This is a genomic window from Pectobacterium versatile, assembly GCF_003932035.1.
GTDB classification, from domain to species: Bacteria; Pseudomonadota; Gammaproteobacteria; order Enterobacterales; family Enterobacteriaceae; genus Pectobacterium; species Pectobacterium versatile.
The window spans coordinates 3,103,546-3,117,428 of sequence record NZ_CP034276.1 but is presented as its reverse complement, the minus strand read 5'-3'; the positions used below and the strand labels follow the sequence as shown (position 1 = coordinate 3,117,428).

General features: G+C 47.3%; 15 protein-coding genes. 12 read left to right on the top strand and 3 right to left on the bottom strand.

Translation table 11 applies throughout. From position 1 onward, the window contains the following. Positions 1-97: 97 nt before the first annotated feature. The 8 genes from EIP93_RS14150 to EIP93_RS14115 all read left to right on the top strand — a co-directional run bounded on the left by EIP93_RS14150 (position 98) and on the right by EIP93_RS14115 (position 9,195). Positions 98-1,783 (top strand): methyl-accepting chemotaxis protein, encoded by a 1,686-nt coding sequence (locus EIP93_RS14150; RefSeq protein ID WP_125232868.1) that lies wholly within the window; start codon positions 98-100, stop codon positions 1,781-1,783. Between the two features lie 517 nt (positions 1,784-2,300). Then, positions 2,301-3,173: a protein-glutamate O-methyltransferase CheR gene (cheR, locus tag EIP93_RS14145; RefSeq protein ID WP_039485757.1), complete on the top strand. Its 873-nt coding sequence runs from the start codon at positions 2,301-2,303 to the stop codon at positions 3,171-3,173. Continuing rightward, complete coding sequence (locus EIP93_RS14140) at positions 3,173-4,225, top strand: protein-glutamate methylesterase/protein-glutamine glutaminase (RefSeq protein WP_095699943.1); 1,053 nt, start codon at positions 3,173-3,175, stop codon at positions 4,223-4,225. Before cheR ends, EIP93_RS14140 begins: the two co-directional genes overlap by 1 nt. Positions 4,226-4,263: 38 nt before the next feature. Further along, the gene (gene cheY, locus EIP93_RS14135; protein WP_095699942.1) at positions 4,264-4,653 is read left to right on the top strand and encodes a chemotaxis response regulator CheY; all 390 of its coding nucleotides are present in this window, start codon (positions 4,264-4,266) and stop codon (positions 4,651-4,653) included. A gap of 9 nt (positions 4,654-4,662) precedes the next feature. Then, the gene (cheZ, locus tag EIP93_RS14130; RefSeq protein ID WP_010279523.1) at positions 4,663-5,307 is read left to right on the top strand and encodes a protein phosphatase CheZ; all 645 of its coding nucleotides are present in this window, start codon (positions 4,663-4,665) and stop codon (positions 5,305-5,307) included. 243 nt (positions 5,308-5,550) lie between these two features. Beyond that, positions 5,551-6,702: a flagellar biosynthesis protein FlhB gene (gene flhB, locus EIP93_RS14125; RefSeq protein ID WP_103971962.1), complete on the top strand. Its 1,152-nt coding sequence runs from the start codon at positions 5,551-5,553 to the stop codon at positions 6,700-6,702. Continuing rightward, positions 6,695-8,779 (top strand): flagellar biosynthesis protein FlhA, encoded by a 2,085-nt coding sequence (gene flhA / locus EIP93_RS14120; RefSeq protein WP_103860341.1) that lies wholly within the window; start codon positions 6,695-6,697, stop codon positions 8,777-8,779. Before flhB ends, flhA begins: the two co-directional genes overlap by 8 nt. Before the next feature lie 5 nt (positions 8,780-8,784). After that, entirely contained in the window at positions 8,785-9,195 is a 411-nt protein-coding gene (locus tag EIP93_RS14115) for a flagellar protein FlhE (protein WP_370685990.1), read from the top strand. Positions 9,196-9,267: 72 nt separating this feature from the next. Here the strand turns inward: EIP93_RS14115 and EIP93_RS14110 are convergent, their stop codons facing one another. From EIP93_RS14110 to flgA, 3 genes are all read right to left on the bottom strand, one after another. Next, a complete protein-coding gene (locus EIP93_RS14110; RefSeq protein ID WP_103860343.1) occupies positions 9,268-9,705 on the bottom strand; it encodes a flagella synthesis protein FlgN in 438 nt (145 codons plus the stop codon). A gap of 5 nt (positions 9,706-9,710) precedes the next feature. After that, positions 9,711-10,007, bottom strand: coding sequence for a flagellar biosynthesis anti-sigma factor FlgM (gene flgM, locus EIP93_RS14105; protein WP_011093279.1), 297 nt, complete (start codon positions 10,005-10,007; stop codon positions 9,711-9,713). A gap of 141 nt (positions 10,008-10,148) precedes the next feature. Then, positions 10,149-10,817, bottom strand: a complete 669-nt coding sequence (gene flgA, locus EIP93_RS14100; protein WP_103941490.1) for a flagellar basal body P-ring formation chaperone FlgA — start codon at positions 10,815-10,817, stop codon at positions 10,149-10,151. 165 nt (positions 10,818-10,982) lie between these two features. On the opposite strand from flgA, the gene flgB reads away from it, so the two are divergent. From flgB to flgE, 4 genes are all read left to right on the top strand, one after another. Continuing rightward, positions 10,983-11,399: a flagellar basal body rod protein FlgB gene (gene flgB, locus EIP93_RS14095; RefSeq protein WP_010279550.1), complete on the top strand. Its 417-nt coding sequence runs from the start codon at positions 10,983-10,985 to the stop codon at positions 11,397-11,399. A gap of 28 nt (positions 11,400-11,427) precedes the next feature. Then, positions 11,428-11,832: a flagellar basal body rod protein FlgC gene (gene flgC, locus EIP93_RS14090; RefSeq protein ID WP_010279553.1), complete on the top strand. Its 405-nt coding sequence runs from the start codon at positions 11,428-11,430 to the stop codon at positions 11,830-11,832. A gap of 15 nt (positions 11,833-11,847) precedes the next feature. Then, positions 11,848-12,531, top strand: coding sequence for a flagellar hook assembly protein FlgD (flgD, locus tag EIP93_RS14085; protein WP_039485736.1), 684 nt, complete (start codon positions 11,848-11,850; stop codon positions 12,529-12,531). Between the two features lie 74 nt (positions 12,532-12,605). After that, positions 12,606-13,871, top strand: coding sequence for a flagellar hook protein FlgE (gene flgE / locus EIP93_RS14080; RefSeq protein ID WP_103971964.1), 1,266 nt, complete (start codon positions 12,606-12,608; stop codon positions 13,869-13,871). Positions 13,872-13,883: the final 12 nt, after the last annotated feature.

Below are 13,883 nucleotides of genomic sequence, written 5' to 3'. Positions count from 1 at the left end.
ACCTTCCTTAGCTGTATCCTTGTCAGTTCAGAAATTCGTAAAGATATCCAGAATAGTGCCGATATCATCGGTGGTTGGTCTACTCAAAAGGCGTTATATGTTTAACCGTATAAAAGTTGTCACAGGTTTGATGCTTGTACTGGTGTTGTTTGGAGCTCTTCAGCTTATTTCTGGTGGTTTATTCTTTAGTGCATTAAAAAATGATAAGGATATCTTCAGCTCAACGCAGGTGATTAACCAGAAGCGTTCCGAACTGGATTCTGCGTGGTCATATTTATTACAGACCCGTAATACACTTAACCGTGCAGGTACGCGTTTTGCTCTTGATGCAAACGGTACGGGAGCCGGTGCGGGCGGGAAAGAGCTTTTGGGTTCGGCTCAAAAACAACTGTCTGTTGCAAACGATTTTTTCTCCCGTTATGAGAAAGTGCCGCAGGATGCGCGTCAGGATGAGAGCGTCGCTCGGGGAGTAAAAGAGAATTATGTGGCTCTGAATGCTGCATTAACTGAGTTAATTCAGTTTCTGAATGCAGGGGAATTTAAAAAATTTATTGAGCAACCGACACAGCGTTTTCAGGATAACTTTGAAAAAGCGTATTACGCTTATAAAGCTGAAAGCGATAAACTTTATCAGGCTGGCATAGCTAAAAATGATGAAGCTTACGACTCCGCGCTTTGGATACTCGGTTTCATCATCGTGCTGGTTTTTGCGTTAGCGCTGATTTCTTGGATTGGTATTCAACAGCTATTAATAAGGCCGCTAAATAATATTGTTGAACACATTCGTCATATTGCGAAAGGCGATCTGACAAAAACGACTCATTTTCACAGTAGCAATGAAATGGGAATTCTGGCTGACAGTATTCGCCATATGCAAAGTGAGTTTGTTTCAACAGTTAGTGCAGTTCGACAAGGTGCTGATGCCATTTATACGGGTGCTACAGAAATTAGCGCGGGTAATAACGATCTTTCGTCGCGTACTGAGCAACAGGCTGCTTCATTAGAAGAAACGGCAGCAAGCATGGAACAGTTGACCGCAACAGTTAAACAGAATGCGGAAAATGCTCGTCAGGCCAGCCAGTTGGCACTGAGTGCCTCAGAGACGGCGCAGAAGGGTGGCAAGGTTGTCGATAATGTCGTCAAAACCATGCACAATATTGCTGGAAGTTCGCAAAAAATTGCCGATATTACTAGTGTGATTGATGGCATTGCTTTTCAGACCAACATTCTTGCGCTGAATGCAGCGGTTGAAGCCGCCAGAGCAGGGGAACAAGGTCGTGGGTTTGCGGTTGTTGCAGGTGAAGTTCGTAATTTGGCACAGCGTAGTGCTCAGGCTGCGAAAGAAATTAAAAGTTTGATTGAAGATTCTGTCAGCCGAGTTGATGAAGGTTCTGTACTGGTTGAAAGTGCGGGCGAGACGATGGGAGAAATCGTCAGTGCTGTCACTCGTGTAACGGATATTATGGGTGAAATCGCCTCCGCTTCTGATGAGCAAAGCAAAGGTATCGATCAGGTTGGTCAGGCTGTTACTGAGATGGATCGCGTGACGCAGCAAAACGCTTCCTTGGTTGAAGAGTCTGCGACCGCAGCGGTTGCTTTGGAAGAACAAGTGAAAGTACTGAATCAGGCGGTTGCTGTATTCCGTCTGTCTGAAGATACCGGTTCGTTTAGAAGGACGACACGGGCGACAGCGGGTCAAAAACCTGCATTGTTGGCTTCATCAGCGAATGGTGGTAAGAAAGCGAAAGAAGGTTCACCAAATGATAATTGGGAAACGTTCTGATCAGAATCGTCGTATAGGCTATAAATAACCCAAGCTGTAGGGATATTGTTACTGAGCTAATCCCCAGCCGCTTACATGTAGGTAGCTGGGTGATTGTTTACTCGCCATAATTTAAAAAATGAACATGCGAGTAATCGATCAGTGCACACTTGGGGGTTGTAAGTGATACAGCACTTGGTGCTTTGAAGCAGGGTAATTCATGATATTGTTCAATCTGTAACTTATGTTATGGATATGATGGGGTGAGGTTGGCTTTGGTATTAAAGCCAAAGAATAAAGCAGGTAGCGCAGCTGTGATGAGAGGGACAACGCCACCCGACAGCATGTGGCTTTGGTAGAACGAACATGCTGACCGGTTCAGTTTGCAGAACTTGCAGTGTGTATTACCAATACAGTGTCAGTTTTAATCGTAATGCGATGAGTAATTGACGAATGACAATAAAAACCTGCGTTAGCTGTAAAGGAAAGTTCAGATTGAAAAAAACCATAGCAAAAAACACTATTCGAGCGATTTGATATGAAAAGTACACCGTCGCAAAATCGCCCTGAATCTGCTTCTATCCTGACGCAGATGGTTGACAGGTTGCCGTTGTCGGATACCCATTTCCGTCGAATCAGTCAATTAATATACCAGCGTGCCGGCATTGTTCTTGCCGATCACAAACGTGAAATGGTTTATAACCGTTTAGTTAGACGTCTCCGTTTGCTCGGAATCAATGATTTCGGCCAATATTTAGCATTACTGGAATCAGATCTTAACAGCGCCGAGTGGCAAGCCTTTGTTAATGCATTAACCACTAACCTGACGGCATTTTTCCGCGAAGCCCACCATTTTCCTATATTGGCCGAGCATGTCAGAAAACGTCCAAATGGCTACACCATCTGGAGTACGGCGGCTTCTACAGGGGAAGAACCTTATTCGTTGGCAATGACACTTGCTGAGGTTTTAGGTAATAAGGCGAGTGGGTGTCAGGTATGGGCCAGTGATATTGATACTCAGGTGTTAGAAAAAGCAACGGCTGGCATCTATCGGCAAGAAGAATTGCGCTCTCTTTCTCCACAACAACTACAGCGGTTTTTTTTGCGCGGCACTGGACCACATAGTGGTTTAGTTCGTGTACGTCCTGAACTTGCATCAATGGTGCATTTCCAACAACTAAATCTGCTTGCACCCGATTGGTCCGTTCCTGCACCATTCGATGCTATTTTTTGTCGTAATATAATGATTTACTTCGATAAAGAAACTCAAGAGCGTATTCTTCGTCGATTCGTCCCGATGCTTAAACCGGGCGGATTGTTATTTGCTGGGCATTCAGAGAATTTCAGCCAGATTAGTCGTGAATTCTATTTGCGTGGGCAAACTGTATATGGGCTGGCTAAGGAAAGATAATGAGCAAGATAAGAGTATTATGTGTTGATGATTCTGCCCTAATGCGCCAGATCATGACTGAAATAATCAATAGCCATCCTGATATGGAAGTTGTTGCAACTGCGCCAGATCCATTAGTTGCTCGTGATTTGATTAAAAAATTCAATCCCCAGGTATTAACGCTGGATGTTGAAATGCCTCGCATGGATGGGCTGGATTTTCTTGAAAAACTTATGCGCTTGCGCCCGATGCCTGTTGTCATGGTGTCGTCCCTGACAGGAAAAGGCTCAGAGATTACGCTTCGCGCGCTGGAGCTTGGTGCGATTGATTTTGTCACCAAACCGCAGTTAGGTATCCGTGAGGGAATGCTGGCATACAGCGAACTGATTGCGGAAAAAATTCGCATGGCAGCGAAGGCGCGACTTCCGCAACGTAGTGCAGCGGCAGAACCGACAAGAATTATTCAGCATATGCCGTTGCTCAGTAGTGAGAAATTGATCGCGATTGGTGCATCGACAGGGGGAACGGAAGCGATACGACATGTATTACAGCCCCTGCCGCCGACAAGTCCTGCATTACTGATCACACAGCATATGCCACCGGGCTTTACGAAGTCTTTTGCCGAGCGTTTGAACAAGCTATGTCAGATTACGGTGAAAGAAGCAGAGGATGGTGAACGTGTTCTTCCTGGTCATGCCTACATTGCTCCAGGAGCACGCCATCTTGAACTGGCGCGTAGTGGGGCAAACTATCAAGTACGTTTAAATGATGGGCCCCCCGTCAATCGGCATCGTCCATCAGTTGATGTGTTATTCCGTTCGGTTGCGCAATACGCCGGGCGAAATGCTGTAGGGGTAATCCTTACTGGAATGGGGAATGATGGGGCGGCCGGCATGTTGGAACTCCATCAGGCTGGTGCTTATACTCTGGCCCAGAATGAAGCAAGTTGTGTGGTTTTCGGGATGCCACGCGAAGCGATTGCGATGGGTGGCGTCGATGAAGTGGTGGATTTGCACCAGGTGAGCCAGCGTATGTTGGCACAAATCTCTGCCGGACAGGCATTACGTATATAAGCAGCTCTCGGTGAGCAATAAATATTTTAGGAGTAGGTATGGCCGATAAAGAACTCAGATTTTTGGTAGTGGATGATTTTTCGACAATGCGCCGAATTGTCCGTAACCTGCTGAAGGAACTGGGCTTTAATAACGTAGAAGAGGCAGAAGATGGTGCAGATGCACTGAACAAGCTTCGTTCCAGTGCTTTTGATTTCGTCATTTCTGACTGGAATATGCCCAACATGGATGGACTGGAGCTATTACAGACTATTCGTGCTGACGGCGCGCTTTCCAGCCTTCCCGTGCTGATGGTAACGGCAGAAGCGAAGAAAGAGAACATTATCGCTGCGGCACAAGCAGGTGCTAGCGGCTATGTAGTTAAACCATTTACTGCAGCTACCCTTGAAGAAAAACTGAGTAAGATTTTCGAAAAATTGGGTATGTAAGGGGATCTTATGACGCCACATATGCCGTCCGTGAACGACACAGCTTCAGCAACCGAGATCATTTCGCGTATCGGCCAATTGACTCGTATGCTGCGTGACAGCTTGAAAGAGCTGGGTCTGGATAATGCGATAGCAGAAGCAGCAGAGGCTATTCCTGATGCCCGCGATCGTCTTGACTATGTTGTCCAGATGACTGCGCAAGCGGCAGAGCGTGCTCTTAACTGCGTAGAAGCTGCACAGCCACGTCAAAACCAACTAGAAGCTGATGCCAAATCTCTGAAAACTCGTTGGGATGAATGGTTTGAAAATCCAATCGAGCTGGCTGATGCGCGCGAATTAGTGACGGATACGCGTAGCTATCTTGAAGATGTACCACAGCATACCTCGTTTACCAACGCCCAACTGTTGGAAATTATGATGGCGCAGGATTTCCAGGACCTTACTGGTCAGGTAATCAAGCGTATGATGGATGTTGTCCAGGAGATTGAAAAACAACTGCTGATGGTATTGCTGGAAAATATCCCAGAAAAACCAGACGCGCCTAAGCGTGCAAATGATGGTCTGCTGAACGGACCTCAGTTGGATAAAGGTGCAGCAGGTATCGTCGCCAATCAGGATCAGGTTGATGACCTTCTGGATAGCCTTGGGTTCTAATGAATCTTGCTTCAAAAAAGGGAACTATTCCCTTTTTTGAAAGAATTATGAACACCATCGCCCGATTATTTATGGCCAGTATTTATGGCCATAAATAGCTAAACTCGATTTTTCCCGCCTGTGTATCCTTACTATTCGTTAAAGAAGCGTCGGTTTTTCTCTTTGTTCCAGCCATAAAACTTTCTCGTATTTGTCATGCTAGGCAGCAAATTCCTATCCTGAAAGTCGTAACAGGAACACATCGTGGCTGAAGATAGCGATCTAGAAAAAACAGAAGCCCCCACTCCCCAAAAAGAGGAAAAGGCACGAGAAGAAGGGCAAATCCCGCGATCTCGAGAGCTGACTTCTGTTCTGATGATGGTCGCAGGATTGGCTATTTTATGGATAGGGGGGGATGTCATGGCTGGCCGATTAGCTAGAATTGTCTCACAGTCGTTAAATTTTGATTACGCAACGATTGGCGATGATACCCAAATGCTACGCCACGTTGGTTCATTATTGCGACAGGCAGCATCTGCGTTGGTACCGATTATGCTCGGGGCCGTATTGGTTGCACTGTCTGCGCCGATGCTGCTGGGTGGGGTATTATTTAGTACTAAGTCATTAAAAGTTGACTTCAAAAAATTAGATCCTATTTCTGGGCTGAAACGGTTATTTTCTTCCCAATCATTGGCTGAGCTTTTCAAAGCGATATTGAAATCAGTCATGGTCGGGATCATTAGTACCTTGTTCTTGATTCATAACTGGCCAAAAATATTGCATCTTGTATCCGAAGCGCCGATTGCGGCGTTAGGTGATGCGCTGGAATTAACCGTAATGTGTGGTTTCCTCATCATTATGGGCCTTATTCCCATGGTCGCTTTTGATGTGTTTTGGCAAGTGTGGAGTCACATCAAAAAATTACGGATGACGAAACAGGAAATTCGTGATGAGCATAAACAGAGTGAAGGCGATCCTCATGTTAAAGGCCGTATTCGTCAGCAACAAAGGGCAATGGCCCAACGTAGGATGATGGCTGATGTGCCTAAAGCTGATGTTATAGTCACTAACCCGACGCATTATGCGGTAGCATTACGTTATGATGAGAAAAAAATGAATGCGCCGAAGGTGTTGGCTAAAGGGGCTGGCGAGGTCGCTTTACGTATTCGTGAATTGGGGACAGAACACCGTGTTCCTATTTTAGAAGCACCACCGTTGGCGCGAGCACTATTTCGTCATTCAGAGGTCGGACAGCACATCCCGGCCGCGCTGTATGCTGCCGTTGCAGAAGTCTTAGCCTGGGTTTATCAACTGAAACGCTGGAAGCGAGAAGGTGGATTAATTCCTAGAAAACCGAAACATCTACCAGTGCCAGATGCGCTGGATTTTGCTAAAGAGAATACTACTGATGGCTAATTTGGCCTCTTTGCTTCGTTTACCGAGTAATATGAAGGGTGCCCAATGGCAAATATTAGCCGGACCAATACTGATCCTGCTGATACTTTCCATGATGGTATTGCCGCTGCCGCCATTCATTCTGGATCTGCTATTTACCTTTAACATCGCGCTATCAATCATGGTATTGCTGGTTGCGATGTTTACGCAGCGAACGCTCGAGTTTGCTGCGTTCCCTACGATCCTTCTGTTTTCTACCTTACTGCGCTTGTCACTCAACGTTGCATCAACCCGTATTATTTTGCTTGAAGGGCACACGGGGACTGCAGCAGCAGGGAAGGTCGTTGAAGCATTCGGACACTTTCTGGTAGGTGGAAATTTCGCCATTGGTATTGTGGTCTTTATCATTCTTGTCTTAATCAACTTCATGGTTATCACCAAAGGTGCCGGACGTATCGCTGAAGTTGGTGCTCGCTTTGTGTTGGATGGTATGCCAGGTAAACAGATGGCGATCGATGCCGATCTTAATGCTGGGATCATTGGTGAAGAAGAAGCGAAAAAGCGCCGTGCTGAAGTCACTCAGGAGTCAGATTTCTACGGCTCAATGGACGGTGCCAGTAAGTTCGTACGCGGTGACGCTGTCGCGGGACTGATTATCATGGTCATCAACATTGTTGGTGGATTGATCGTCGGTGTTGTACAGCACAACATGCCAGTAGGGCAGGCAGCTGAAAGCTATACGCTGCTTACCATCGGTGATGGCTTGGTTGCCCAGATCCCTGCTCTGATTATCTCTACTGCAGCGGGTGTAATTGTTACTCGCGTGAGTACCGATCAGGACGTTGGCCAGCAGATGGTCACCCAGCTATTCAATAACCCACGAGTGATGGTGCTGAGTGCGGCGGTTATTGGGCTTATTGGGCTTGTTCCTGGAATGCCCAACTTTGTCTTTCTGTTATTTACCGCATCTTTGTTAGGGCTTGCCTGGTGGATACGTGGTGAACAGCAAAAAGAACCTGTTATGCAGCCTATACCAGCATCAATGGAGAAACATCAGATTATTGAAGCCAGTTGGTCTGATGTACAGCTTGAAGACCCGCTGGGTATGGAAGTTGGCTATCGATTGATCCCAATGGTTGACGCACAGCAAGATGGCGAGTTACTGGGCAGGATTCGTAGTATCAGGAAGAAGTTTGCCCAAGAAATGGGATACTTACCGCCGGTGGTTCATATCCGAGATAATTTGGAACTTCAGCCTGCCAGCTATCGCATACTGATGAAAGGTGTCGAGGTGGGTAGCGGTGAGGCTCATCCTGGTCGTTGGATGGCGATCAATCCGGGCAATGCGGTTGGATCTTTATCTGGCGATATCACGCAGGATCCTGCGTTTGGGCTGCCAGCGGTCTGGATTGATAATGCCTTGAAAGATCAGGCTCAAGCTCAGGGATTCACGGTCGTAGAGGCAAGTACCGTAGTAGCAACGCACCTGAACCACTTAATTGCATTACATGCCAGTGAACTGTTTGGACGACAGGAAGCTCAGCAACTGATGGACCGCGTTGCGCAGGAAATGCCAAAGCTGACAGAAGATTTCATTCCGGGCGTAGTGACGTTAACAACCTTGCATAAGGTTTTGCAAAATCTACTTAGTGAGAGAGTTTCGATTAGAGATATGCGTACCATCATGGAGACATTGGCTGAACATGCGCCAGTGCAGCCAGACCCTTATGAACTCACCACGGTAGTTAGGGTTGCTCTGGGACGTGCGATTACCCAGCAGTGGTTCCCAGGAGACAGCGAACTTCAGGTTATCGGCTTGGAAGGATCGTTGGAGCGCCTTCTGTTACAGGCACTCCAAGGCGGCGGTGGCCTCGAACCGGGACTTGCCGATCGTCTGCTTGAACAGGCGAAACAAGCGCTACAGCGACAGGAAATGTTGGGTGCTCCGCCTGTGCTGCTTGTGAACCATGCTTTACGCGCTTTACTTGCCCGATTCCTGCATCGTAGTCTGCCAAACATGGCTGTACTGTCTAATTTAGAAATCAGCGATCATCGCCAGATTCGCATGACATCAGTTATTGGGGAAGCTCAGAAGTGAGGAAGATGATGCGCGCTCTGGCAGTAGCCATGTTGGCACTCCCGTTCTGTGCCACCGCGACGCCAGGTAGTTGGAACGGAAGTATGCCAGGAATCAAACTTGATCATCGTGGCGAAATGGTTACGACGTCAGCTTTTGTTCCTAACATTGCTGTTAATCCAGATGAAACGATTACGACAATATATTGGCGGCACGTTATTGATTCAGCGATACCTGTGGGGCTTGTTGTGAAACTGTGTTCACAATCGCCACAGCGCTGTGTTGATTTAGACGGAAGTGGTGACGGGCAAACTCGAGCATTTGACGGATTAGCGGCTAACAATGAGTTTCGTTTTGTATACTACATTGAAGGGAGTGGACGTATTAATCATTCTTTCAGCGTGCGTACGATCGATATTGCGGTAAATTACAAGTAAGCTTTTAAACAGTAATTTAAATAAGTGGCTGTTTTAAAGGATGAAAAGTCTCTGCCAGAAATGCAGAGACTTTTAGAATGTAATTTTTCTACCACCAACTGTCACGCCTTTCGACTGACCATCCGGACCATACAGTCCCTGGCCATGGCGAGGTTTCAATATATTGATGGCTTCATTCGTGTAGGCAATATGTCGGCTAAGCAGAAGGCCATTGTGCTGATTCTGATCGTTCAAACGTCTGGTTAACTCTTGCACTTGCTGCCAGTAAGCCGACAGCTTTTCAATACCGTCATAAGGTGCTTGCAGCTTAAGAGTCGATTCAGTTTCATGGCGCCGCGCTTCCAAATGCTGCATTGTCGCCAGCAGAGAGGTTTTCTTCTCTGTTACCTGTTGCAACGCAATGCTGTTAATGTGACCAGCGCAAAGCAGTGTTTGCTCTTCGGACATAACAACATCGAGCTCACGTAGGTTGCTCAGCAGTTGATCCAAAATCGATTGCAGATTTTCCATAAATATTAATTACCTGCTAAAAAATCCTGCGTCTCTTTAAGCAACGCATCCGCGATTTTTCCGGCATCAATTTTAAGTGAGCCATCACGAATTGCTTGCTTCAAGGTTTCAACGCGGTTCATGTCTATGTCCTGCGTACCCGGCTGCATCAATTTTGCCTGCGCATCGCTCAGTTTTACCTGTGTTGCGCTAACTTCAGACTGAGCCTCAGCCTGTTTACGTTTGGTTTTAGCGACATCACCAGATTCGCGTTGCTGAACTTGACTGACCGGCTTCAGTGACTGGGTGCGATCAATACTCATAATACATCCCTCTAATTTGAGGATAAGTGGTTAATCATCAATGTGTTACAAAATACACATCACATTGGTGTTCAATTTTAAAACGTCGTCAGTAATGACTCTGTAACTATCATCGGCAAACGTGAGCAAATCTTTAATTAATTACTGTGAGATCAGAATAATCCCATCTTCGTTTGTGATTCCGCTGACTATTTGTCCATTTGCCGTTCTGACTCTGACCGCTTGTCCGGCTGCCGCGTTGTTCATGGCCTTTCCTTCGCCATTAATTGTGAAGCCTTCCCCTTGGGCGATAATTTGCACTGACTGACCTGCCTTTACGACCCAGGCTCGTCTGATCATGGAGGCGGTAATAACCTGGCCAGGTGTGAGATCGCGCAAAAGGACTGCGCCCTGTGCGCCAGGTAACGTCAGTATAGGGCGCAACGGTAATAAATCGAGCCGGCCTTTTGTCAAACGAATGTCTTTTTCCGTCAACGTGGTTCCACGATTTATAAGCCGAGCACTGGTGACATAATTCCCTGTTACCTGAACTTCGGTTTGAATGAAGCGACGCTGTTGCCCGCAGCGTATGGACAGGCTCACATTACCCCACATTTTCGTATTCCCGGGCAGCGTGATTTGGGGCGCTTCGCACTGTGGCCATTGCGATTCTGGCGATTTTACCACAACGTTTACGGTATTCGTGCTTCCCTGAAAGCGTGAGGCGAAAAATTGGTTGATCTGTGCAGGAAGGTCGTTCGCATTGACAGGGGCACACAGGATGAAAAAACAGGACGCCGCCAGATAGAGGTAATAATGTATTGTTTTCATTCCTGTTCGGCTCTCCTGATTCAGATTATATCGGGCATTAAGTGTAACGATGTCAGCGTGAGGTTAAGGCAATAAATAGCGCTGCATTTGGTGTCTATTCGTTCGATGGCATAGCCACCATGAGAATTATCCTACTCACTCCAAATTCTAACTTGCGGAGGGAGCATGCTTGATAAATTAGACGCCTCGTTGCGGTTTCAGCAGGAAGCGTTGAACTTGCGTGCCCAGCGGCAGGAAATCTTGGCCGCGAATATTGCTAATGCGGATACGCCAGGCTATCAGGCCAGGGATATCGATTTTGCCAGCCAGCTCAGTAAAACGATGGAGCAAGGGCGGGTGAACGGTACGGGTATCGCGCTGAAAACCACGTCTGTACGGCATATACCGGCACAGAATTTTCAGCCGCCGGAACTTGATTTGCTTTATCGCGTACCCGATCAGCCTGCGTTGGATGGCAATACGGTTGATATGGACCGCGAACGCACTAATTTTGCCGATAATAGCCTGAAATATCAATCCAGCCTGACCGTTCTGGGCGGACAGATTAAAGGCATGATGTCAGTCCTGCAGTCAGGTTCGTGATCGTAGCGCGATAGGAAGGTAAAGATTCATGTCGTTATTAAATATATTCGAAATTTCAGGCTCAGCGCTTTCTGCGCAATCTCAGCGTCTGAATGTGAGCGCCAGTAACCTGGCTAACGCAGACAGTGTGACGGGCCCTGATGGCGAGCCTTATCGCGCCAAGCAGGTTGTATTCGAAGTGAATGCCGCTCCGGGGCAGTCTACGGGTGGCGTACGCGTTTCCAATGTTATTGAAGATCCATCACCTGCTCGTCTGGTTTACGAACCGGGTAATCCGCTGGCTGATGGGCAGGGATACGTTCGCATGCCGAATGTTGACCCAGTGGCTGAGATGGTAAACACCATTTCTGCATCGCGCAGTTATCAGGCAAACGTCGAAGTCTTGAATACGACAAAATCGATGATGCTGAAGACGTTAACGATCGGGCAATAATCGGGAGACGAGATAATGTCTATAACAACGAATGATACGTCCTCGGCAACGAGAACACAGAGCACATCGAATACTTCGATATCTACACCGGTAGAGAAAAACAGCGGTGCTGACCTACAGAATCAGTTTCTGACACTTCTTGTTGCACAGCTGAAGAATCAGGACCCGACGAATCCGATGAGCAACGATCAGTTGGTAAGCCAACTTGCTCAGCTTAATACGGTCAGCGGTATTGAGAAGTTGAATACCACATTGGGTTCTATCTCTGGTCAGATTAATAACAACCAATCCATGCAGGCAACAACGCTGATTGGCCACAGTGTCATGATCCCTGGAAAAGACATTCTTGTTGGTAAAGAAACCAGTACCCCCTTTGGCGTGGAACTGGAAAAAGCCGCAGAGGTTGTTACCGTCACCGTTAATGATGCGACAGGTAAAGCTGTTCGTACGATCGAACTGGGTACGCTTTCTGCTGGCGTTCACTCATTCAACTGGGATAGTAAACTTTCTGATGGCACGGTTGCGCCTGATGGGGCTTATACCTTCACTGTTGCTGCCAGTACTGGCGGCGCGCAGCAGGTTGTTCAACCATTGAGTTATGCGGTGGTAAATAGTGTTATTCGCGCTGATGGCGGTGCATTACTGGATTTAGGACTACGCGGCAGAGCCACCATGGACGATGTCCGGCAGATTCTGTAACGGTGTAAATTTCATGTTATTCCAGTGAAATTCACTATCTGGAATATGACTTAATCAATTCTCTGGAGAGCGACATGGGTTTTTCTCAGGCGGTCAGTGGTTTAAACGCGGCATCTAATAACCTGGATGTTATCGGTAATAACATCGCTAACTCAGCGACAGTGGGTTTTAAATCCGGGACCGTCACATTCGCTGATATGTTTGCGGGTTCTAAAGTCGGTATGGGTGTGAAGGTCGCATCGGTATTGCAGGATTTTGGTAACGGTACTGTGACGTCGTCCTCACGAGACCTGGATGTTGCGATTAGCGGCGGTGGTTTTTACCGTCTGCAAGACACCAACGGTTCGACTTATTACAGCCGTAATGGTCAGTTCATGCTGAACGGTCGTAATATCGTCAACGCGCAAGGTATGCAACTGACGGGCTATCCGGTCGCCGGTACGCCGCCAACGGTGCAAACGGGTGCCGATCCAGTACCGTTGACGGTTCCTGATGGGGACATGTTGGCGAGCGCAACGACAATCGCATCAATTAAGGCTAACCTGAAATCTTCAGACCCAATTCCGACAAACGCTTGGGCTACAAATCCTGGTGCGGAAGGCACCTACAACAGCAAAACTGCACTAACAACCTACGATAGCCAAGGTAATGTGCATAACTTCACCCTGTATTTTGTTAAAACGGCAAACAATACATGGCAGACGTATGCTAAGGATGACTCCATCACTCCTGTCACCCCAGCTTCGTATCAAAATGCTGGGACGCTGAATTTTGGTGCGAATGGCGCGTTGTTATCTCATGCTGTAACGACACCGCCTGTTCCTCCAGCAACGGTACCGACTACGACACCAGTTCCATCATTCACACTCAATCTCGTAGGCACCAATGGTGCAGCAACGAACAAATTCAGTCTCGATTTGACTGGTAGCGTGCAGCAAAACACTGAATACAGCTATAAGAGCCCAACTCAGAATGGTTTCGCTCCAGGATCATTGACTGGTTTTGCTATCAATGATGATGGCACGATCGAAGGTAGCTACAGCAACGGTCAGAAGCAGGCGCTGGGTCAGATCCTACTGGCTAGCTTTGCCAACCCAGAAGGTTTATCGCCTGAAGGGGATAACGCCTGGTCTGAAACTGCGAGCTCTGGTCAGGCTGTCGTTGGTCTGGCTGGTACCGGAAGTCTGGGTAAACTGATCGGAAAATCTACCGAAAGTTCAAACGTTGACCTGAGTAAAGAACTGGTCAGCATGATTGTTGCGCAGCGTAACTACCAGTCAAACGCGCAAACTATCAAAACGCAGGATTCCATTCTGCAAACGCTGGTTAGCCTGCGTTAATTATCCTAACGG